The organism is Streptomyces sp. NPDC051684, assembly GCF_044453445.1.
Classification (GTDB): Bacteria; Actinomycetota; Actinomycetes; order Streptomycetales; family Streptomycetaceae; genus Streptomyces.
Genome location: NZ_JBITCS010000045.1, coordinates 1 through 21,995 on the forward strand (window position 1 = coordinate 1; position 21,995 = coordinate 21,995).

The 21,995-nt window shown below is 71.6% G+C and carries 15 protein-coding genes and 1 pseudogene; 8 read left to right on the top strand and 8 right to left on the bottom strand.

The window, feature by feature from the left end:
- Positions 1-91: 91 nt before the first annotated feature.
- Complete coding sequence (locus ACIA8D_RS36055) at positions 92-619, bottom strand: hypothetical protein (RefSeq protein ID WP_399238646.1); 528 nt, start codon at positions 617-619, stop codon at positions 92-94.
- A 396-nt stretch (positions 620-1,015) separates the two neighbouring features.
- Positions 1,016-1,192 (bottom strand): hypothetical protein, encoded by a 177-nt coding sequence (locus tag ACIA8D_RS36060; RefSeq protein ID WP_399238648.1) that lies wholly within the window; start codon positions 1,190-1,192, stop codon positions 1,016-1,018.
- 324 nt (positions 1,193-1,516) lie between these two features.
- Here ACIA8D_RS36060 and ACIA8D_RS36065 point away from each other — a divergent pair, with 324 nt between their 5' ends.
- Positions 1,517-2,191, top strand: coding sequence for a hypothetical protein (locus ACIA8D_RS36065; RefSeq protein WP_399238651.1), 675 nt, complete (start codon positions 1,517-1,519; stop codon positions 2,189-2,191).
- Between the two features lie 186 nt (positions 2,192-2,377).
- Here ACIA8D_RS36065 and ACIA8D_RS36070 read toward each other — a convergent pair whose 3' ends face one another.
- Together ACIA8D_RS36070 and ACIA8D_RS36075 are read right to left on the bottom strand one after the other, a co-directional pair.
- Positions 2,378-2,554 (bottom strand): hypothetical protein, encoded by a 177-nt coding sequence (locus ACIA8D_RS36070; RefSeq protein ID WP_399238653.1) that lies wholly within the window; start codon positions 2,552-2,554, stop codon positions 2,378-2,380.
- Positions 2,555-2,688: 134 nt separating this feature from the next.
- Complete coding sequence (locus tag ACIA8D_RS36075) at positions 2,689-3,513, bottom strand: SAM-dependent methyltransferase (protein WP_399238656.1); 825 nt, start codon at positions 3,511-3,513, stop codon at positions 2,689-2,691.
- Positions 3,514-3,690: 177 nt separating this feature from the next.
- Here ACIA8D_RS36075 and ACIA8D_RS36080 point away from each other — a divergent pair.
- Positions 3,691-4,547 (top strand): annotated as a pseudogene (locus ACIA8D_RS36080) (GNAT family N-acetyltransferase).
- Positions 4,548-4,560: 13 nt separating this feature from the next.
- On the opposite strand, the gene ACIA8D_RS36085 reads toward ACIA8D_RS36080, so the two are convergent.
- Both ACIA8D_RS36085 and bglX read right to left on the bottom strand, forming a co-directional pair.
- Positions 4,561-5,340: a crotonase/enoyl-CoA hydratase family protein gene (locus ACIA8D_RS36085; protein ID WP_399238658.1), complete on the bottom strand. Its 780-nt coding sequence runs from the start codon at positions 5,338-5,340 to the stop codon at positions 4,561-4,563.
- Positions 5,341-5,388: 48 nt separating this feature from the next.
- Positions 5,389-7,671, bottom strand: a complete 2,283-nt coding sequence (bglX, locus tag ACIA8D_RS36090; protein ID WP_399238660.1) for a beta-glucosidase BglX — start codon at positions 7,669-7,671, stop codon at positions 5,389-5,391.
- Between the two features lie 187 nt (positions 7,672-7,858).
- Here bglX and ACIA8D_RS36095 point away from each other — a divergent pair, with 187 nt between their 5' ends.
- The 6 genes from ACIA8D_RS36095 (at position 7,859) to ACIA8D_RS36120 (ending at position 21,373) form a co-directional block, all read left to right on the top strand.
- The gene (locus tag ACIA8D_RS36095; protein ID WP_399238741.1) at positions 7,859-9,748 is read left to right on the top strand and encodes an ABC transporter ATP-binding protein; all 1,890 of its coding nucleotides are present in this window, start codon (positions 7,859-7,861) and stop codon (positions 9,746-9,748) included.
- Between the two features lie 154 nt (positions 9,749-9,902).
- Positions 9,903-12,665, top strand: a complete 2,763-nt coding sequence (locus tag ACIA8D_RS36100) for an AAA family ATPase (protein WP_399238662.1) — start codon at positions 9,903-9,905, stop codon at positions 12,663-12,665.
- A 341-nt stretch (positions 12,666-13,006) separates the two neighbouring features.
- Positions 13,007-14,593 (top strand): TIGR02677 family protein, encoded by a 1,587-nt coding sequence (locus ACIA8D_RS36105; RefSeq protein WP_399238664.1) that lies wholly within the window; start codon positions 13,007-13,009, stop codon positions 14,591-14,593.
- The gene (locus ACIA8D_RS36110; protein WP_399238666.1) at positions 14,590-15,810 is read left to right on the top strand and encodes a TIGR02678 family protein; all 1,221 of its coding nucleotides are present in this window, start codon (positions 14,590-14,592) and stop codon (positions 15,808-15,810) included. The genes ACIA8D_RS36105 and ACIA8D_RS36110 overlap by 4 nt, the downstream gene beginning before the upstream one ends.
- A 2-nt stretch (positions 15,811-15,812) precedes the next feature.
- Complete coding sequence (locus ACIA8D_RS36115; RefSeq protein ID WP_399238668.1) at positions 15,813-20,033, top strand: TIGR02680 family protein; 4,221 nt, start codon at positions 15,813-15,815, stop codon at positions 20,031-20,033.
- Positions 20,024-21,373, top strand: coding sequence for a TIGR02679 family protein (locus ACIA8D_RS36120; protein WP_399238670.1), 1,350 nt, complete (start codon positions 20,024-20,026; stop codon positions 21,371-21,373). The genes ACIA8D_RS36115 and ACIA8D_RS36120 overlap by 10 nt, the downstream gene beginning before the upstream one ends.
- A gap of 15 nt (positions 21,374-21,388) precedes the next feature.
- On the opposite strand, the gene ACIA8D_RS36125 is transcribed toward ACIA8D_RS36120, so the two are convergent.
- Together ACIA8D_RS36125 and ACIA8D_RS36130 are read right to left on the bottom strand one after the other, a co-directional pair.
- Positions 21,389-21,817 (bottom strand): DUF1330 domain-containing protein, encoded by a 429-nt coding sequence (locus ACIA8D_RS36125; RefSeq protein ID WP_399238672.1) that lies wholly within the window; start codon positions 21,815-21,817, stop codon positions 21,389-21,391.
- A gap of 9 nt (positions 21,818-21,826) precedes the next feature.
- Positions 21,827-21,967, bottom strand: coding sequence for a hypothetical protein (locus ACIA8D_RS36130; RefSeq protein ID WP_399238674.1), 141 nt, complete (start codon positions 21,965-21,967; stop codon positions 21,827-21,829).
- Positions 21,968-21,995: the final 28 nt, after the last annotated feature.

Sequence of the window (21,995 nt, forward strand, 5' to 3'; positions counted from 1 at the left end):
CAACGGCTCAACGACCACCCAGGCCTGATCAGTCAGCTCATGACGACGCACCACGAAAACACCAACGCGCCAACCACTTTGCGGACACGACCTAGTCCCAGCCGCCCGTGAAGTTGCTGTTCACCTGCGCCGTGCAGATGTTGTAGCTGCCGGACGCGTGCCCCTTCTTCGTGTGGCCGTCGACCGTGACGGAACAGTTGATGTCCCCGCCACCCTGCAACTGCGCCGACACATGGAAGTAGAGGGCATCGTCGTTGACGGACAGCGTCTTCGTCATGGGCAGGCCTGAGCCGTCCCGGCTGTCGCTGTCGCTGCCGTACGTCGTGTTGACGCCTGCCGGGGCAGATCCCCACACCTTGAAGACGACCCTCCCCGACGGGGCCTCGTCTTCGGACGGTTTTTCTGCGGGCTTCTTTGCGGGGGCTGCGGCCTTCGGCTTGGCCGTCTTCGTGACCGTCACGGTCGGCGCCGGCTTCGCCTTGCCGTCCTTGGTCGGGGCGCTCTTCGTCACCGTGACCGTCGGAGCAGGCTTCGTGGACGCGGCCGTCTTCTCCTCACCGCCACCGGATGCGCCGATTCCGACACCGATGAAAAGGATCACGAACGCGGCGGGAATCACGAACCGCTTCTTCGCCCACTTAGGGCCGCTCGAAGGCGGCGGGAAGCCCGGTCCCGGGATCACGGGCCCCGGAGGCACGGGGCCATGGAACGGCGGCTGCTGTGGCGGCGGTTGGTTGTACGACATGAGTCCCCCCAAGTGATGTGCGGTGGCACATGACGGTAAGGGCGGATGTAGCAAACATGGTAGACGGGTGACGGAGTTGTGATGAAAGCGTGAAATGTAAACGTCGTGCGGGATCGCGTCCATCGTCCGTGGCGTGCGGGTGATTACTGGACGGGAAGGCCGGAGTCGACGGGTGACGGCCCTTCGCGCTACCCGTTCACGAACGGAGCGGCGCCCGGCCCTGCGACACCGGCCTCGACTCGGCTGTCGCTCGTCGCTCACGAGTGGACGTCAAGCGGCCTTTACGATCTCCCCGCGCACTGCCGCCGCCCACTCGATGATGAGTACCTCGTACTCGGTGCGCTGCTCGGCACTCAACCGGCCGCCGCTTCGCAGCATTAGGCCGCGGATCTGCTCGTTGAGCTCGGCGGCAGACCGCGCGGCGCCAGACGGATGGGTGGGGGTCATGTGGAGGAGCTTAGGTGCAGCCACTGACAGTGAGCCAGGCGATACCTAGAGGCGGCATATACCGATCCATGTGCCGAAGGAGCGGCGCGCAAAGCGTAGTTGTGCGGGGCTTGCTCGCCGCGGGCATCGCCGTGGTCGGCCCCGCGGTCGACCTCGAACTGGACCTCCAGGCGATGTACCGCAGCTCGGGCGCGCCGACGCCGCCTGGGTTGCGGAACCGGTCACTACCGGATGTGCCTTGATTACGGAGCGCAGCGGCGGAATACTGGAAATGTGGGAAGCGAGCCTCTAGATCCTTCTGCCTTCAGTGATGTGATCGGCCCCTTGGCGGACGCCGGCGTCGAGCGGGACCGCCAGGCCGACGAGCGGGACCGCCAGGCCGACGAGCGCGAGCGTCAAGCCGATGCGCGCGAGGCGACCGCGGATCGGCGTGAGACCACCGCCGACGAGCGTGAGGTCGGTGCCGACGAGCGTGAGAGGGACCTGAACGTTCGGGAGGCGCACACCGACCGGCAGGCTCGCAGCCTCGGCGAGGCGGTGCCCAGCCTGCTGCAGCGTTCACAGGAAGCGAGCGAGAGGGCGCGGGCCCTGCTCGCCGCCAGTCACGCCCGGATGGCGCGCGCCGACGCCAACGTGGCGCGCGTGGAGGCCCGCAAAGCCCGCGAGGACTGGGCGGTTCAGCAGGAGATCGCGACCTCGGACCGGCTGCTCGACGCCCCGGCTTCGTCGCGGCAGGACAACCTGGACATCTATGTGCAGCAGCTGCACGCGCGGTACCTCACCGCCGCCGCCAGGCTGGCCGACGCGCACGACATGGTGGCCCGGCACCACGAGCGCCTTGCCCAGAGTGACGAGACGGACGCCGAGGGGCACCGCGACCGGTCCCGGCGGGCCCGCCAGCAGGCCCTGCACATCCGTACCGCGGCCCACCAGGCCGCCTACCCGGACGAGAGCGCCCCGCCCCTTGAGCTGCCGCCGGATGCCCACCCCGTCCTGTGACGGGCCGCACGGCTCCGATCGCGGCCGGATGCCCCCTGTGGAAGGGTTGTGGGTGAAATGCCCCACTCCTCCCCGGGAGGTCCCATGTCCTCGAAGCGTCGTCGGAAGAAGAAGGCGCGCCGCAAGCACGCGGCGAATCACGGCTCTCGTCCGCAGTCCTGACCGCGGGAACGGTCGCGGAGCGGGCTATGCCCGCTGCGCGACCCCGCCGTCGACCGCGGCCGCCCACTCCGTGACCAGCGACTCGTACTCGGCGCGGTCCTCGGGGTTCAGGTGCCCACCCGTGCGCGCCCACAGGTCACGAATCTGCTCGTTGACCACGTCGGCGGACCGTACGGTGCGTGGGGCTCGGATGGCGGACATGTGAAAGAGCGTAGGGGATCCGTACGCCTATTCGCTGCGGTCCGTCACGTGGCTATCGCCATGTGTGAGTTTCGTCATGCCTGTCGGCGACATGACTCCTGTCCCGCTCAAGTCACCCGTCCCCGTACGTCACTTCAGGCCTTGCGGCCCACCGCCCCGTACATCGGCACCGGCGACCCGTCCCGGTCCTCGTCGACGGCCAACTCCGGGTGCCAGTCGGGGAGCCAGACCACGCCGGGGTCCACGATGTCGAGTCCGGCGCCCGTGAAGAACTTCGTCATCTCCTCGTGTGTGCGCGGCGCGAGCGTGACCCCGCCGGCCGCGTACATGTCGATCGCCTGCTGAGTGCGCGACGGGTCGTAGTCCGCGGCCACATGGGACAGGACCAGATGGCTGCCCGACGGCAGCGCGTCGACGAACGTGCGCACGATGTCGTACGCGCCCTGGTCGTCCGGGATGAAGTGCAGCAGCGCGATCAGCGACACCGCGATCGGGCGCTCGAAGTCCAGGATCTCCCGGGCCAGTTCGATGATCCTGTCCGGTTCGCGGGCGTCGGCCTGGACGTAGCGGGTGACGCCCTCCGGCGTGCCGCGCAGCAGTGCCTCCGCGTGCCGCAGCACGATCGGGTCGTTGTCGACGTACACGACGATCGCCTCGGGGGCCGCGAGTTGGGCGATGCGGTGCAGGTTCGGCTCGGTCGGGATGCCGGTGCCGATGTCGAGGAACTGCCTCACGCCGCCGCGTGCGGCGAGCATCCGGGTCGCGCGGTGCATGAACCAACGGTTGTGCCGTGCGGCGTACTTGGCGGTCGGCTCCAGCGTGGTGATCCGGCGGCCGAGCTCCTCGTCCACCGGGTAGTTGTCCTTGCCGCCGAGGTACCAGTCGTACACGCGCGCCGGGTGCGGCCTGCTGGTGTCGATGCGCGGCGGGGTGGGGGACGTGTCGGGCGTCGAGGGCATGGGTGGCTGCAACTCCCTTGTCGACCAGCGAGATTCGGTCAGCGATGTTCGGTCATCGGTGTTCGATCGGCGGTGTTCGAGCGTGTGCACGAGCATCCTGCCGTATGTGTGCGAAGTGTGCGCCCGTTATGGGAGAGGATGACGAGTCGGAGTGGATCTGAGACGGGAGTACCGCGCATGAGTGACGTCCCCCGGCGTCCCGCACGCCTCGACATCCGCCGGGCCGAGTTCGACGACTGGCCGGTGATCCGCGGCTGGGCCGCCGACGAGGGCTGGAACCCCGGTGCGGCCGACGGAGTCAGCTTCTTCGCCCAGGATCCCGACGGGTTCTTCCTCGGCCGGATCGACGGCGAACCGGTGTCCGCCGTGTCCGTCGTCAACTACGGGGACGCGTATGCCTTCTTGGGCTGCTGTCTCGTCCGGCCCGACCTGCGCGGCCGCGGGTACGGGATCGCGACCTGGACGGCGGGGCTCGCGCATGCGGGTGGGCGCACCGTCGGGCTCGACGGTGTCGTCGCCCAGCAGGGCAACTACCGCAAGTCGGGCTTCGAACTCGCCCATCGCACCGTGCGGTTCAGTGGAATCGCCACCGGTGTTACGGCAGGGTCGGCGGGCGGCGTCGTGCCGGTCGAAGGTGATCTGGCGTCCCTCCTCGCGTACGACCGTGGCTGCTGGCCGGCGGACCGGCCCCGTTTCCTGGAGTCGTGGCTGACCACGGAGGGGCACGTGGTCCGCGCCCGCGTCGTCGATGGTCGTGTCACCGGGTACGGCGTGCTGCGCGAGGCGCACGACATCCCGCGGATCGGGCCGCTGTTCGCGGACGTACCGGAGGACGCGCGCGCTTTGTTCGACGCGCCGGCCCCGCGGGGCGACCGGCCTGCCTCGACGTTCCGGCGTCCAACCCGGCGGGCGTCGCGCTCGCCGAGGAGCGGGGGTTGGATCCGGGGTTCGAGACGGCCCGGATGTACACGGGGCCGGTCCGGCAGTTCGCCGGGGAGCGGGTCTTCGGCGTGACGACTCTTGAGCTCGGGTGATACACGCGGGTCTTCAGCTCGGGTTCTCGAACGTCCCGTGCCGTCCCGCTCCCGCCGCGAACCGGCCCGCGCCCTCCAGTGCCCCGGCCAACACACGCATTCCGTAACGGAGTTCGGTGTTCATCGCCGCCTCCTCGCCCTGCCCGTGCTGCTCGCGCAGGGACGCCCGGTCGCTGCGCAGGCAGTCCTGCGGGAAGGCGGCGATCTGCGTGGCCAGTTCCTCCGCCGCCGCACGGGAACCGCCGCGCGGCACGAGGCGGTTCGCGAGGCCGATCTCGTACGCCTCCCGCGCCTGGACGGGGCGGCCGGTCAGGATCAGGTCGCTCGCGCGGCTCTCGCCGATGAGGCGGGGGAGGCGGACCGTGCCGCCGTCGATGAGCGGCACGCCCCAGCGGCGGCAGAAGACACCGAACACCGCGTCCTCCTCGGCGACCCGCAGATCGCACCAGAGGGCGAGTTCGAGGCCGCCCGCCACCGCGTGTCCGGCCACGGCCGCGATGACGGGCTTCGTCAGGCGCAGGCGGCTCGGGCCCATCGGCCCGTCGCCGTCCTCCGCGACCCGGTTCCCGCGCTCCGTGCCGATCGCCTTGAGGTCGGCGCCCGCGCAGAACGTGCCGCCCTCGCCCCACAGCACGGCGACCCGTGCCGCGTCGTCCGCCTCGAACGCGCGGAAGGCGTCGGCCAGTTGGTCAGCCGTCGGCCCGTCGACCGCGTTGCGGGACTCGGGGCGGGACAGGACGACCGTGGTGACCGGACCTTCACGCTCCACGCGGACGGACGGTGACGACGACATGGCGAGAACCTTTCGCATCGGAAGGCCCGGCCGGGCCGAGCCGGTCGACTAGCTGACGGTGAGCTTCAGCTTGGCATCCGCCGTCGAGCTGTTTCCGACGTACAGCTCGAACGACCCCTCCTCGATCCGGAATTCGCCGCTGGAGTCGTTCGTCCAGAAGCCCAGGTCCTCCGCGCCGAGCTGGAAGCGGACCGTCGTCGACGCGCCCGCGTCCAGCGTGACCCGCTTGAACCCGCGCAGCCTGCGCACCGGTTGGGTCAGCGAGGCCGCGACATCGCGCACGTACAGCTGCGCGACCTCGTCACCGGAGCGCGAACCGGTGTTGCGGACCTCCACCGAGACCTCGAAGGTGTCTCCCTTGCGCAGGGCGGCCGCCGAGATCGAGGAGCGGCTCAGCTTCGGGGTTCCGAACGCGAACGTCGTGTAGCTGAGGCCGTACCCGAAGGGGAACTGCGGGGTCGGCGGCAGGTCCAGGTACTTCGACGTGTACTTGTTGTCCTTGTCGTACGGGCGGCCCGTCGACTCGTGGTTGTAGTGGATCGGGATCTGCCCGGTCGTGCGCGGGAAGGACACCGGCAGCTTGCCGCCCGGGTTCACCTCGCCGAACAGGACGTCCGCGATGGCGTTGCCCGCCTCGATGCCGGGGTGCCACGCCTCCAGGACGGCAGGCGCGCTGTCCAGCCAGTCGCCGACGGTGAACGGACGGCCGCCCACCAGGACCACCACGAACGGCTTGCCGGTCGCGGCGACGGCCGTGATCAGCTTCTCCTGCGCGCCCGGCAGCGAGATGTCGCTGCGGGCCGCCGCCTCGCCGCTCATCGACGGCGGCTCGCCGACGACCACGACCGTGACGTCGGCGGCCTTGGCGGCGGCCACCGCGTCCGGGATGCCGTCCGTGTCCTTGCCCTCCGGGTCGACGCCGCGCGCGTACGTGACCTTGGCGCCGGGAGCCACCTTCTTGACCGCGTCGAGCACCTTGACCGAAGGGAACTTCTCGGCCGACGCGGGCACCACCCACGTACCCAGCAGGTCGGAGGAGTCCGCGAACGGGCCCACCACGGCGAGGGAGCCGGCCGACTTCTTGAGTGGGAGGGCGGCACTCTCGTTCTTGAGCAGGACCATCGAGCGGGACGCCGCCGTGCGCGCGGCCTTGCGGGCGTCCGCCGAGGGGGCGTCGATCGCCTTGGACTCCGCCACGTACGGGTCGTCGAACAGGCCGAGGTCGTACTTGAGGCGGAGCACGCGCGCCACCGCGTCGTCGATCCGCCGCTCCTGGATCTTCCCGGCGCGCACCAGCTTCTTGCCGTTGGTGAGGAGGTTGGTGCTGGTCATCTCCATGTCGACGCCGGCGTTGAGGGCGAGCCGTGCCGCGTCCGCGCCGTCCTCGGCGAAGCCGTGCGCGATCAGCTCCTGAACGCCCGTGTAGTCGCTGACAACCAGCCCGTCGAACGCCCACTCCTTCTTGAGGATGTCGGTGAGCGTGTGTGGATTGCCGTGCGCCGGGACGCCGCTGATGGTGTTGAAGGAGGCCATCACCGTGGCGACGCCCGCGTCCAACGCCGCCTTGAACGGTGGGAGATAGAGGTTGCGCAGGCGGGACTCGGACACGTCGACCGTGTTGTAGTCGCGGCCACCCTCCGCGCCGCCGTACGCGACGAAGTGCTTGGCGCAGGCGGCGACGGTGTCCTTCGATCCGTACCCGGAGCCCTGGTAGCCCTTGACCTTGGCCGCCGCGAACTTCGCGGTCAGATACGGGTCCTCGCCGTTGCCCTCGGCGATGCGGCCCCAGCGCGGCTCGTGGGTGACGTCCATCATGGGGGCGAACGTCCAGTGCACGCCGTTGGAGCGGGCCTCCTTGGCCGACACCTCCGCGTCCGAGCGGGCCACGCTCGGGTCGAAGCTGGCCGCCTGGGCGAGCGGGATGGGGAAGTTGGTCCAGAAGCCGTGGATGACGTCGAGGCCGAACAGCAGCGGGATGCCGAGCCGGGACTCCTCGACCGCGAGGCGCTGCAGCTCGTTCGTGGTCTTGACGCCGAAGATGCTGAACACGGAGCCGACCCGCCCGGCCCGCGCCGCGTCCTCGACGGCCTTCGTCGTGCCGGAGCCCGGGTTGAGGTCGTAGGACCAGGGCAGCTGCTGGAGCTGGCCCAGCTTCTCTTCGAGAGTCATACGCGCGAGGAGGGCCCGGACCTTGCCCTCGTGGCGCGCGGGCGGCGCGGCGGTGTCCGTCGTGGCCGCGTGTGCGGTGGCGGTCTGGCTGGTGGTGACGGCGCCCGCGGCCGTGGTGACACCGATGGCGGACAGCAGGGTACGTCTGCGCAGCTCCGGCATGCCTTCGCTTCCCGATCGTGCGGGGCCCACAACTCGTGTAATGGGCACAAGAATTGAAGCGAAGTTACGTTCCGGTTACTCAAGGGTCAAGAGGTGCGACGGGGGTGTCGGCGTTCGTGCGACATCGCGATCGGCGTGAAGCCTTGACCTCAAGATTGGTTGAGGTTCTACCGTCATCGGCATGAGCATGGAGACCACAGCCTGGACGCAGCTGCACAGCGTCATGAATGCCCAGGACGGCGGGCCCAAGGGCCGTCCCTTCGCCCGCGCGACCCTGCGCAGGATCGCCGTCTTCGCCCGGCCGCACCGGCGTCGCATCGCCCAGTTCGTGTTCCTGAGCATCCTGACCGCGCTGCTCGCGGTGGCGACGCCGATGCTCGCGGGCACGGTCGTCAACGCGATCGTCGGCGGCCACGACGAGGCCCACGTCATCCGCCTCGCCCTCCTCATCGCGGCCATCGCCCTCGCGGAGGCGGGCCTCGGACTCCTGGCCCGCTGGCTCTCGGCGAACCTCGGCGAAAGCCTCATCCTCGACCTGCGAACGGCCGTCTTCGACCACGTACAGCGCATGCCCGTCGCCTTCTTCACCAGGACCCGCACGGGAGCCCTGGTCAGCCGGCTCAACAACGACGTGATCGGCGCGCAGCGGGCCTTCAGCAACACGCTGTCGGGGGTGGTCGGCAACGTGGTCACGCTGATCCTGACCCTGGCGGTCATGCTGACGCTGTCCTGGCAGATCACGCTGCTCGCCCTCGTCCTCCTGCCGGTCTTCGTGTTCCCCGCCCGCCGCATGGGCTCCCGCATGGCCCGCCTCCAGCGCGAGGCCGCCGCGCACAACGCGGCCATGGGGACGCGGATGACCGAGCGGTTCTCCGCGCCCGGCGCGACGCTGATCAAGCTGTTCGGGCGGCCCGGCGACGAGTCGGCCGAGTTCGCGGAGCGCGCGCGGCGGGTCCGCGACATCGGCGTACGCACCGCCATGGCGCAGTCGGCGTTCATCACCGCGCTCACCCTCGTCTCGGCCCTCGCCCTTGCCCTGGTGTACGGCCTCGGCGGCTACTTCGCGCTCACCGGCACCCTGAAGGCGGGCGCCGTCGTCTCCCTGGCCCTGCTGCTGACCCGTCTGTACGCGCCACTGACCTCGCTCGCCGGCGCCCGCGTCGAGGTCATGAGCGCGCTCGTCAGCTTCGAGCGGGTCTTCGAAGTGCTCGACCTCAAGCCCCTCATCGACGAGAAGCCCGACGCCCGGGAGATCCCGGAGGGTCCTGTCGCCGTCGAGTTCGACGACGTGCGGTTCGGCTACCCGTCCGCCGACAAGGTGTCGCTGGCCTCGCTCGAAGAGGTCGCCTCCCTCGACACGCGTGGCGGCGCGGAGGTTCTCCACGGGGTCTCCTTCCGGGCCGAACCCGGGCAGACGGTGGCGCTCGTCGGTTCGTCCGGGGCCGGCAAGTCGACCATCGCGTCGCTGCTGCCGCGGCTCTACGACACCGATGGCGGGACCGTCCGCATCGGAGGTCTCGACGTGCGCGACACCAGCGCCGTCTCGCTGCGCGCCACCCTCGGCATGGTCACGCAGGACGGACACCTCTTCCACGACAGTATCCGCGCGAACCTGCTGCTCGCCCGCCCGGAGGCGAGTGAGGCCGACCTGTGGGACGTGCTGACGCGGGCCCGGCTCGACGCGCTCGTCCGCGAGCTGCCGGACGGGCTCGACACGGTCGTCGGGGAACGCGGCTACCGGCTCTCCGGCGGGGAGCGGCAGCGCATGACCATCGCCCGGCTGCTCCTGGCCCGCCAGCGCGTCGTCATCCTCGACGAGGCCACCGCGCATCTCGACAACACGTCGGAGGCGGCCGTGCAGGAGGCTCTCGCCGAGGCGCTGGAGGGTCGGACGGCGGTCGTCATCGCCCACCGGTTGTCGACGATCCGCTCCGCGGACCAGATCCTCGTGGTGGAGGACGGACGGGTCGTGGAGCGGGGCACGCACGAGGAGTTGGTGGTACGGGGTGGCCGGTACGCCGAGTTGTACCGGACGCAGTTCGGTGGAGTCGGCGACGAGGTCGCGGAAGCGGCGTGACGGGTGGGCATTTCCAAGCCCCGCCGGCGATTGAGGCGCGGGGTCCGGGGCGGAGCCCGTGGCGCAGGAACGGTGCCGGGTGAAAGCAACTCGACCTAGGAAACGGCCAGTTGACCGCTCCCGCCGCAACGTGACCGCGGGTTACCCTGATCGTATGCTGGTGGGTCGTACAGCGGAATGCGCGCGCCTCGCGGACCTCGTAGACGGCGCGCGCAGCGGGCACAGCGCCGCCCTGGTGGTCCGCGGCGAGGCGGGCATCGGGAAGACCAGCCTGCTCGGGTACGCCGAGTCCGTCGCCCGAGACCTCACGCGGCTGCACACGCAGGGCATCGAGTCCGAGTGCGAACTGCCGTACGTGGGGCTCGCCGACCTGTTCCGGCCGGTCACCGACCACCTCGACCGCATCCCCGAGCGGCAGGCCGCGGCCCTGACCGGCGCGCTCGCCCTCGGACCCGCCGTCGCGCAGGACCGGTTCGCGGTCGCCGCCGCGACGCTCAGCCTGCTGGGCGCGGTGAGCGAGTCGGGGCCGGTCCTGGTCGTCGTGGACGACGCGCAGTGGCTCGACCGGTACTCTCTGGACGCGCTCGCCTTCGCGACCCGCCGCCTGGGCCGCGAGGGCGTGGTCGCCCTCTTCGCCACCCGTGACAGCGACGAGACCGCGTCCCGCCTCGCGCCCGTCGAGTCCCTGAGCCTCCAGGGGCTCGACGCCGGGGCGGCGCGCGAACTCGTCGCCGAGGAGGCCGCCGGGCCGCTGCCGCCGCACGACGTCCAGTGGCTGCTGTCCGAAGCCCGCGGCAACCCCCTCGCACTCGTCGAGCTGCCCGCCCTGCTCGCCCACGGCGGGCACCGCCCGGACAGCGGCGCCCCGCTGCCCATCGGCGACATCCTCGCCCGCACCTTCCACAGCGCCATCACCCGGCTCCCCGACGCCACCCGGGAGGCCATGCTGCTGCTCGCGGTCCTCGGCCCCCGCCCGCTCGCCGGGACCGAACGGGTGCTGCGCGCCCACGAGTTGACCTACGCGGACCTCGAACCGGCCGAGCGGGCGGGCCTGATGGCGGTGGAGGAAGGCGCGTACATCTTCCGGCACCCGCTGGTCCGTTCCGGCGTCTACCACGGCGCCAACGCCGTCCGCCGCTGGCGTGCCCACCGCACCGTCGCGCGGGCCCTCCAGGGCGCCAGGGCCCCCGCCGCGCTGGAACGCTATGCCTGGCACCTGTCCGAATCGGGCGCCGACCCAGACGAGGACGTCGCCGCCGCGCTCGCGAGGGCGGCGTCCGGCGGCCCCGCCAGCCTCACCTTCCCGCTCGCCGCCCGCCTGTACGCCCACACCGCCCGCTTCACCCCCGACGACGAGGGCAAGGCGCGGCGCCTGCTCGCCGCCGCCCGCGCCGCCCAGGCGGCCGGCTCCCTCGACGAGGCCGCGGACCTCTTGGACCGCGCCCTCGACCACGCCGCGCACGAACGCACCCGCCTGGACCTGCGCCAACTGCGCTGCTACGTGGACATCCAGCGCGGCCGCCCCGCCCGCGCGCGCGAGCAGCTGCGGTCCGCCGTCGACGCGGCGCGCCGCGTCGACCCCGTGCTCGCCGCCGTCATGCTCGGCGGCATCACCCTCACCGAACTCGCCATCGGCGACCTCACGGCGGCCCGCGCCACCTCGGCCGAGTCGATGCAGCTCGCGGACGCGTTCGGGGACGCGTCGGCGGCCCTGCCGGTACGCCTGCTGCACGCGCTCGTCGAACTCCTCGGCGGCGACGCGGACGAGGGCCGCGCCCTGCTCCATGAGCTCGAAAAGCCCCTGGCCGTACCGGACTTGTCCTTCCCCTACCCGGTGTCGGGCGTCGGCGGCCTGTGCTACCTGGCCACGGAGGAGCTGGACCAGGGCCACGCGCTGCTCGACCGCGCGGTGCACGCCGCGCGCTCCTCCAGCACGGTCGGCCTCCTCGCCCACCTCCTCGGCACGCTCTCGGTCGTCGAGTTCTGGCGCGGCGCGTGGACCGCCTCGCTCGCCCACGCCGACGAGTCCGCCCGGCTCGGCGAGGACACCGGACGCGTCATCGAGGTGTGCCGCGCCCTGGCCGCGCAGACCCGTACGGAAGCGGTCCTGGGCAGGGAGGCGGACTGCCGCCGCCACGAGGCGCAGTGCCGCTCCCTGGCCGCGGCCGCCGAGCTCCCCATGGACGCGGCACGCGCGCGCGGAGCGCTCGGCCTCCTCGAACTCGGCCTGGGCCACTACGAGGAAGCGGCGGCCCACCTGGAAGAGGTGCGCGCCTTCTCCCTCGCCAACGGCCGCGGTGACGGCCTCTACCTCTCCTGGGCCGCCGACCTCGCCGAGGCCTACGTCCACCTCCACCGCACCGACGAGGCGTACGAGGTGCTGCGCGTCCTGGAGCACGAGGCGGGCCGCGGCAGGCGCCCCATCACGGCGGCCGCCGCCGCCCGCTGCCGGGGCATGCTCGAACCGGCTTACGTAGAGCGGCACATGGACCGCGCGCTGGTCCAGCTCGCCGACGTCCAGGCCCCGTTCGAGCGCGGCCGTACCGACTTCGCGTGCGGCGAGCTGCTGCGCCGCCTCGGCCGCCGCAGCGAGGCGCGGCGCCGGTTGCAGCGGGCCCTGGCCGCGTTCGAGCGCGTCGGCGCGGTCGGCTGGGCGGGCCGCGCCGCCGCCGAACTGCACGCCGCGGGCGGCGACCGCGTCGACGCGGGCCCCACGCCGCTCGACGGCCTCACCGCGCAGGAGCTGCGCGTCGCGCTCGCCGTGGGCCGCGGTGTCACCAACCACGAAGCGGCGGAACAGCTCTTCCTCAGCGTCAAGACGGTCGAGTTCCACCTCGGCAACATCTACCGAAAGCTGGAGGGGGTGCACCGGCGGGCCCAACTCGTGCGACTGCTCAGCGAGTCGGCGCATCCCTGAAGCGCCTCGCCTCCGGAGCGCGAACGGACCGGCGGCGCGCACAGACAGTGGGGGTGCCCGCGCCGGGCACCCCCCGTCCCCCGTATCCCCCGTGGGTTCCCCGTTGTTCCCCCGTCGGATCCCCCGTGTCGAAAGCCCCCGTGTGCTTTCGTGACTCCACGATGGACCCGGCCGGACCCCTGGGCCACGGGGAAAACCCTGGGATCGGGGCCGGACGAGTACGCCGGATGCTGTAGTCACCGCCACCGCGCCGGCAACGCCTGGGCCGCGGCGTCTCTGACCGGCTGTGATGGGATGATTACCCGTTCACGTGCCGTCGTCGTCGGGGACAATGGGCGGCGATGACCGAAGAACGACCACCGCACGCCGCCGCTGATGACTACTCGCCCTTCGCACACCTCACCGTGCCGAACGCCCCGCTTTACCGCGCCGTCATGCGCACCTTCCTCGAGGCGAAGGAGCGCTTCGCCGTTCACCTGCGGCCGGAGGACGTGCAGGGGATGCTGCCGGCCCAGCAGCGCCCCGGCGATGCCGAGCAGGTCGGGCAGGCGCTCGACCGCCTCGTGCGCTGGGGGAACCTGCGTGCCGATCCCGACACCGCGCGCGTCACCGCCGTCGAGGATTTCTACCGCAAGCGGTTCATCTACCAGCTGACCCGTGCCGGCGAGGCTGCCGAGGAGGCGCTGCGTGCGTACGACGACGCGCTCGGGCGGCGCGGCGCGCTTCAGGCTGTCGCCTTGGAGGACATCATCACGCAGCTGCGTGCCCTGCTCGTCCTCGCCTCCGATGCGCAGGAGGGGGCCGGTGACCCGGCGAAGGTGCATTTGACGTTGGGTGCCCTCACTCATCGGTTCACGGAGCTGGCCGACAACGCCCGTGCGTTCATGGGGTCCCTGCAGAGCACCATCGACCTGCACGGGGTGGAGGTCGAGGTGTTCCTCGCGTACAAGGACCGGCTCATCGAATACCTCCAGCGATTCGTCCAGGACCTGATCACCCTCGGCGGGCGCATCGCCCAGCTCATCGGAGAGCTGGAGGGGCGTGTCGAACCCCTGCTGCGGATGGCCGCGGCGCGCGAGGCGGGCGATGCCTCGCCGGAGGAGGTGGACCGGGCGGAGAAGCTGGCCCATGAGCGGTGGAGCGGGCGCTGGGCCGGATTGGCGGCCTGGTTTGTCTCCGGCGCCGGGCGTGAGTCCCAGGCGCGGCTCCTGCGTGGCCGGGCACTCGGCGCGATACCCCAGCTCCTCGCTGTCGTGAGGTCGTTGAACGATCGGAGAGCCGGCCGTTCGGACCGGTCGGCTGACTTCCGTACGCTCGCCCGCTGGTTCGCCGAGGCCCCCGACGACGCGGCACGTCACCAGTTGTGGCGCACCGCTTTCGGTCTCTACTCCGCCCGGCATCTTTCCGTGGACGCGGACACGGTGGGCGAGCGGGCCGCCGAGCCCGTCGTCGCCGCGACGAGCTGGGCGCAGGCACCACCGCTGCGGATCAGCCCTCAGCTGCGCCGCACCGGCAGCTACGAGCGGCGCGGCAAGGCGCGCAGGGTCGAGGATCGCTCGGCCGCCCGACGCCACCTTGCGGCGCTCGCCGCGGAGCAGTCCGCGCAGACCGCCGCTGCGCGCGCCCGACTCGTGACGGACGGGGAGATACCCCTTTCGCGGATCGGTGAACTCGACCCACTCGCCTTTGGACTCTTCCTGCAGCTGCTGGGCGACGCTCTCGCCAGCTGGCGTCCCGGCATGACACGGACCGTCGCGACCAGCAACGACGGGGCCATGGAGATTCGGCTCACCGCCCTGCCGGGTGAGTCGCAACAGGCCGAGATCCGCACGCCGGACGGAGTCTTCCGCGGGCCGGAGCACCTCGTGGAGATCGTCGATCTCACGGTCGTCCGGCCGGACACCACCACGGAAGGAGTCACCGGATGACCACGGCCACCGCCGAGGTCCTCGACGGACAACGCGCCGCCGACTTCCAGCGGGCCGCGCGGGCCCTGCTGAAGGATCCGCTGCTGCTTGCCACCGGCCCGTATGCGGACGAGTTCCGGCTGGTACGCGGGCACGCCGACGATCTGCGGGACTGGTTCGACCGCAACACCGGATGGGCGCTACAGGTCGATGCGCAGGCCGCCCGCCTGCGCAAGAGCCCCGGCACCCGCCACGACGCCACCCATCCCGCCCGGGAGCCGAACGCGGCGGCCCGCCCCTTCACCCGGCGCCGCTACGTCCTGTTGTGCCTGGCCCTCGCTGCCCTGGAGCGCGGGGAAGCGCAGATCGCGCTCGGGCGACTCGCCGACCACATCGTCCTCGATGCCGCCGACCCCCAGCTCGTCGCCACCGGCATCGAGTTCACCCTGGACCGGCGTGAGGAGCGGCTGGACCTCGCCGCCGTCGTCCGCCTGTTGTTGCGCCTCGGCGTGCTGCGGCGGGTCGCCGGCGACGAGGAGGCGTACGTCAACGGAGCCGGGGACGTACTGTACGACGTCGAGCGCCGCGTGCTCGCCGGACTGCTCGCCACCCGCAACGGGCCCTCACTCGTCAAAGCCGCCACGTTCGACGAGCGATTGGCCGCGTTGACCGCGGAGACCGCTCTCGACAGCGACGACCTGCGCTTTCGAGCCATCCGCCATGCCCTCACGCGCCGTCTGCTCGACGACCCCGTCCTCTACTACGACGAACTGACCGATGCGGAGTTGTCGTATCTGACACGACAGCGCTCCTTTCTGACTGCGAGGATCACTGAACTGACCGGACTTGTCGCCGAGGCGCGGGCCGAGGGCATTGCGATGGTCGACCCGAAGGACGACCTCACCGACCTCCGCATGCCCGAGCAGGGCACCCATGGGCACATCACCCTGCTCCTCGCCGAGCACCTTGCCACCCTGGACGAGCCCGTTGATCTGACCTCGCTGCACGCACGCGTACGCGAACTCGCCTCCGAGCACGGCAGCTTCTGGTCGAAGACCGCGAAGGAACCGGGAGCCGAACCCGAACTCGTTGAGCGCGCGGTCGCCCGGCTCGAAGGCCTGCGCCTTGTCACACGTGAGGGCGCCACGGTGTGTGCGCGGCCCGCGCTCGCCAGATACGCCATCGGTGACACCGTCATACTCGATACCCGCACCGCCACACCCGGAAAGGGCACGTGACCATGACCGCCCCTGCCGACCCGGCCATCGCACAGCCCCTCAAGGATCTCCCCGCGCCGCCCCCGGGCCGTTGGAAGCCGTTGCGGATCGGGCTCGTGGACCTCTTCTACTACGACGACGAGGAATTCTGGTTCCGTGACGGGCGGCTCCTGTTGCGTGGCAACAACGGCACCGGAAAGTCCAAGGTCCTCGCCCTGACGCTGCCCTTCCTCCTCGACGGAGACCTCTCCGCACGGCGCGTCGAACCGGACGGTGACCCGCACAAGCGCATGGAGTGGAACCTGTTGCTCGGCGGGGAACACCCGCACTCCGAACGCCTCGGTTACACCTGGATCGAGTTCGGCCGTCGCGACGAGACGACGGGCGAGGAGCATTTCCGCACCCTCGTCTGCGGCCTGAAGGCGGTGTCCGGGCGCGGCATCGCCCGCCACTGGTTCGCCGTCACCGACCAACGAATCGGCCGAGACCTCGTCCTGCTCGACGCCACTCGCACCGCGCTGTCCCGTGACCGCCTGGCCGAGGCCGTCGCCGGGCACGGTATGGTCCACGACACCGCCAAGGCGTACCGCCGGGCAGTCGACGAGGCGCTGTTCGGGCTCGGGGAACAGCGCTACACGGCCCTCGTCGACCTGCTCGTCCAGCTTCGCCAGCCGCAGTTGTCCAAGCGTCCCAATGAGGCGGCGTTGTCCCGGGCGCTGACCGAAGCTCTTTCGCCCATGAACCAGGCGGTCGTCGCGGATGTCGCCGAGGCGTTCCGTTCTCTGGACGAGGAGAAGGAGGCACTGCGCGCCACGGCGGAGGCTCAGCGCGCCGCAACTGCTTTCCTCGACCACTACCGCCGCTACGCCCGCGTCGCTTCCCGCCGGCGTGCCAGGCTCCCGCGCGAGGAACACGCGCGATACGAGAGTCTGGGCCGTGACCTGAACCGGCACCAGGAGGAGAGGGCCTCCGCGCTGGCGGACCGGGACGCGGCGGCCGAGCGGCTTGGTGCCCTCGCCGAGACCTCCACTCGTCTCACTGCGCAGGACACCGCCCTGCGCGAGGGCCCGGAGATGCGCGACGCACGTGCACTGGATCAAGCCGCCGACGACGCCGTGCGCACAGCAGCCGACTCCGGGCAGGCGGCGGACGACCGAGCGGAGGCCGCCGCCTTCCACGAGCGGGCCCTCGATCGGCAAGGGCGGGCCGCCAGCCAGCTGCGGGCCGTCGAGGATCGCGTCAGCGACCTGCTGTCGCGCGCAGAGGACACATCGCGTGCCGCCCGCCTTCCGGCTGGTGTCCGCACCGACGGCGCACCGGTCGCAGAGCTGCGTCGGTCCGCGGAGGGGGAGGTGGAGCGGCGGCGGCGCACCATCGCGCACGTCGACGAACTCGCCACGCGTGCGCAGGCGGCCGCGGCCGAGCGGCTTGCCGCGGCCCGCCGCGCGCAGGACGTCGAGGAAGAGGTCACCGACACCGCCGAGCGTCGAGTGGAGGCGGACGCGACGGCCGAGACCGCGGGCCGGGAACTGGTCGACGCGGTGCGCGAGCACCTCGCCAGTTGCGCGGAACTGACGGTGGGGGACCAGGCCGGGGTACTGGACCGCATGCAGGACTGGACCGGCCACCTGGACGGTCCCTCGCCTGCCCGGGCCGCTGCGGGCACCGCCCACCGCGAGCGCGCCGCCGGGCTCGCCGACGCGGCGGCCGACTGCGCGCGGCGCGAGGAGGTACTGCGTACGACGGCAGCGGAACTGCACCGCGAACGCGACCAGTTGGAGTCGGGCAGGCAGCGCGGCCCTTCCGTGCCGTACACCCGTGGTGACGGAGTGCGCGATGGGCGGGAGGGCGGGCCGCTGTGGCGCTTGGTCGACTTCCGTGACGACAGCGGGATCGCTGCCGACCTCGCCGCCGAATCTCGCGCTGGGCTCGAAGCCGCGCTCGAGGCGTCCGGGCTGCTCGACGCCTGGGTGCTGCCCGACGGCAGCGCCGTCAGAGACATCGACAACGAGGACGTCCTCGTGCGCGCCTCGGCTCCGGTGGCCGGGCCGACGCTCGCCGGTGTGCTGCGCCCTGCGGTCGATCCTGGCGCGACCACTGTCTCCGAAGCGGCGATCGAGCGACTCCTGCGCTCGGTGGCGCTGGGCTCGCGGGCCGTCAGGGAAAGCGCCGAGCACACCGGCGCCCACACTGCCGTGAGCACGGACGGCCGATTCCGCGTCGGTGTCCTCACCGGCCGCTGGTCCAAGCGCGCCGCCGAGTACGTGGGGGAGGGGGCCCGTGAGGCGGCCCGGCGTACGCGTATCGCCGTCGTCCTCGCGGAACTGGCAGACACGCAGCAGATGTTGAGCCGCGTCCAGGAAACGATTGAGCAGGTGGCGGCCCGCCGCGAGACCCTGGACTCGGAGCTGGCCGCGCTTCCCGACGACGCTCCCGTGCGCCAGGCCTATGCCCTCGCGGGCGCGGCCGCAGAGGCCGCTCAGCGGGCCGCGGCTCGCCATGCCGAGCAGGCCGAGCGGCTGGCCCGTGCCACCGAAGCGGCGGAGTCGGCGGTGCGCGAACTGCAGGACACGGCGGCGGACGTGGGGCTCCCCGCGGACCGTGACGGGCTCGCCGTCGTACGGCAAGGGCTCACGGACCATGCCCTGGTCCTCGCTGCCCTGTGGCCGTCTCTCCACGAACGCGGCGAGGCTGCGAGTGCGCTGGCACGGGAGCGGACCGAGACCGTTGAGGCGGCCGGACGCGTCGAAGCGTTCGCCGGGCGGGCGGAAGAAGCAGCGCGCCTTGCAGCCGCCGCCGATGAACGCCACACCACTCTGCGCGCCACGGTAGGCGCGGCCGTCGCCGACCTGCAGCGCCGTCTCGCCGAAACCGCCGCAGCACTGCGCGCCTGTGTCGACGAGGAGCGGACGGTGCGCGCCACACACGGCGCCGCGCAGCGCCTCGCCGACAAGGCCGAGGGCCGCATCGAGCAGTTGCAGGAGGACATCGCGGCGGCCACGGCGCAGCGCGCCGACGCCATCGCCGCGTTCCAGAGGTTCGTCGGTACCGGCCTGCTCGCGGTCGCGGCGCCCGAGCAGGAGATCCCCGGCCAGGAGGGCGGGCCCTGGGCGCCGACTCCAGCGATTGCGCTCGCCCGCGCCATCGAGCACGAACTGGCCTCCACCGACAGCTCGGACGGGGCCTGGGAACGCGTGCAGCGGCGCCTGAACGAGGAATACAAGTCGCTCCAGGACGCCCTGTCCCGGCATGGGCACTCCGCGTCGGCCCGCATGGTCGAGGACGGCATGGTCGTCGACATCGTCTACCAAGGCCGTGAACGCGCCGTGCCCGACCTTGCCGAGGCGCTGACTGCCGAGGTCGCCGAACTCCAGCGGATCCTGTCCGCGCATGAACGAGAGATCCTGGAGACACACCTGCTGACCGAAGTTGCGGGCACACTGCAGGATTTGATCGGTGCGGCCGAACGACAGGTCGCGGCGATGAACGCCGAACTCGAGGATCGGCCCACGTCCACCGGTATGCGGCTGCGCCTGGTGTGGCGTCCCTCCCGCAAGGCTCCGGCCGGACTGGTCCGGGCCCGCGCGTGCTTGCGCCAGTCCGCGGACGCGTGGACAACCGAGGATCGGGCCGCCGTGGGTGAGTTCCTCCAGGGGCAGATCGCCGCGCAGCAGCAGGGGGACCACGCGGGCAGCTGGCTGGAGTACCTCTCCGAGGCACTCGACTACCGCACCTGGCACGAGTTCGGCATCGAACGTCATCAGCACGGCAAGTGGGTGCCCGCGACCGGCCCCGCCTCCGGTGGTGAGCGGGTCCTGGCCGTGTCGGTGCCGCTGTTCGCGGCGGCCTCCTCGCATTACCAGACGGCGGCCAACCCGCATGCGCCACGCCTGGTCACGCTGGACGAGGCGTTCGCGGGCGTCGACGACGACTCGCGCGCCAAGTGCCTCGGTCTGCTGCATGCCTTCGACCTGGACGTGGTGATGACCAGCGAACGCGAGTGGGCGTGCTACCCGCAGGTGCCCGGCATCGCCATCGCCCAGCTCTCCCGGATCGACGAGGTCGCCGCGGTGCTGGTCAGCCGGTGGGAGTGGGACGGGGCACGGCGGGACCGGGGACCGGAGCCGGCCCTCTCGACGAGGCCCTTCGTGCCCGCTCCTCGAACCGTGCCGGGCGCGTCCGACGCAGCCGAACCCGGCGGTAGCGTCGACACCGAAATGGCCCAGGAGTCGCTGTGGGACTGAGTGAAGAGCCTCGGCAGCCGCGGGGCGGAGAGCCGGGCCGGCCCGAACTCCTGGGGACACCGCCTGCTCCGCCAGATCCGCCCGTCGACCGTGAGCGCCTGCGGCGTCTGCTCGGCGACCCCGGCCTGGCCTGGCTTCTGGATCGCGTGCGGCGCCGTCTCGAACGGGACGAACCCCTCACCGGAAGCGTCAGTCTGACGTCTCCCACGCAGACCCAACAGGTGGCGACAGAAAGGCTCTTGGGGCGTGCTCCGCGTGTCGGAGGACGCAGCCTCAGCGTGCGCCTCGACGCCGTCGACGCGCTCCTGCGGCGCTCGGGAGCCAGCCCGAGCGGCCTCGCTGCGGCCGTCGTCGAACTGACCGGCACGGTCACCTCGCTCGCGGACGCCCGGGCGCGAGAGGAACGGGCCTGGCAATCGGCGCACTCACCGCTGGACAAGCTGGCGAGTGCGCCAGGTGCCTCTGCGCAACTCCGTTCCTGGGCAGAGCAGCTGCCGCGCACCGGATTGGTGCGCAGGCTGTGCCCCGACCCGGACGCGGCGCGCTCGCTCGTGGCAGGTGCGGCAGAGGCGCTCCACCAACTGCCCACCGATTCGCCCGTCTCGCTGCCGGCCTACGCGGCCCGTGTGCTCGGCTCCGCGCACGCCCTCGACGACGGCGCCCCGCTGGCGACCTTGGTCCTGTCCGGCGTCCGTGCGCTGACCGGGTTCCCTGATGGCAGCGGCTCCCGGTGGCGACGCGAGGCATGGGCGTCCGCCGGACTGCTGCGCGACGATCTCTCCTCCACCGTCCTCACTCTCAATCTTCGCGGCACGCCGGCTCTGGACTGGCTTGCCGACAGCGGTGAGCCCGCTGTCCTGACCCTTCGGCAGCTGGCACGTGGGCACCGCATCGAGGTGCCGGGTCCGATTCACGTGTGCGAGAACCCAACGGTCCTGTCCGCGGCTGCTGAGACCTACGGCCCGTCCTGCCCGCCCCTGGTGTGTCTGCAAGGACAGCCGTCGACGGCCGCGCTGACCCTGCTCGCGGGGATGCGATCCGGGGGCCCGGACGCCGCCGTCGACTTCCGCTACCACGGAGACTTCGACTGGGGCGGCCTGCGGATCGCGGCCACCCTCGCCCGGTACATCACGTGGCGGCCCTGGCGTTACACTGCCGCCGACTACCGCAGGGCCGCAGCGCACTTGAGCGGCGCCGAGGCATTGACCGGCACTCCCGCCGCCGCGCCCTGGGACCCGGAACTGCCAAAGGCGCTCGCCGAAGTGGGCGTACGGGTCGAGGAGGAGGCGGTGTTGGACGATCTCCTCACCGACCTGGCGTCGCGACCGCCGTTCCCCTGACGGCCCGATGAAGCGTCATACCCCCGCCGCCAACGGCTGGAGCACCGCCTCGCTGAGTGCCCGTGTGCGCAGGCCGGTGACTTCCTGGTATTCGGGGTCGGCCACCATACGGGCGAAGGCCTCACGGCTTGGGTAGCGCACGAGCAGGACGGCGTCCCAGGACTGACCGTCCTCCGCGACCAGCGGGTGGCCGCCCGAACCGGAGTAGAGGACCTCGCCGCCGTAGCGCGGCAGGAACGTGGTCTCCACGTGGTGGGCGTACTCCTGGTAGAGCGCACGGCCGTCCGGCGCGAAGCGGAGCAGGTTGAGCATCACGACCGGACCGCCCGGATCCTCGGCCAACAGGCGCTTCAGATCGGCACCCTTCGGATCGACCGCCACGGTCAGCTCCTCTTCACGTTTGGCTTGGTGTTCGTCGACGGTGTCGGCCCGAGAACTCTGCACGCTAAAGGGCTACACGGCAACCGTGTAAGCGTCGTACCCGTAGATCCACCCACTGCGCAGCAACGGATCCGCGTCCCCGAGCGCCGCGTCCCGGGCCTGCTGCTCCGGGCCGTCCGGCAGGTGGTTGGACGCGGCGCGGGCGTGGCTCACCTGTTGGAGGCGGGTGGTGCGGGGGAGG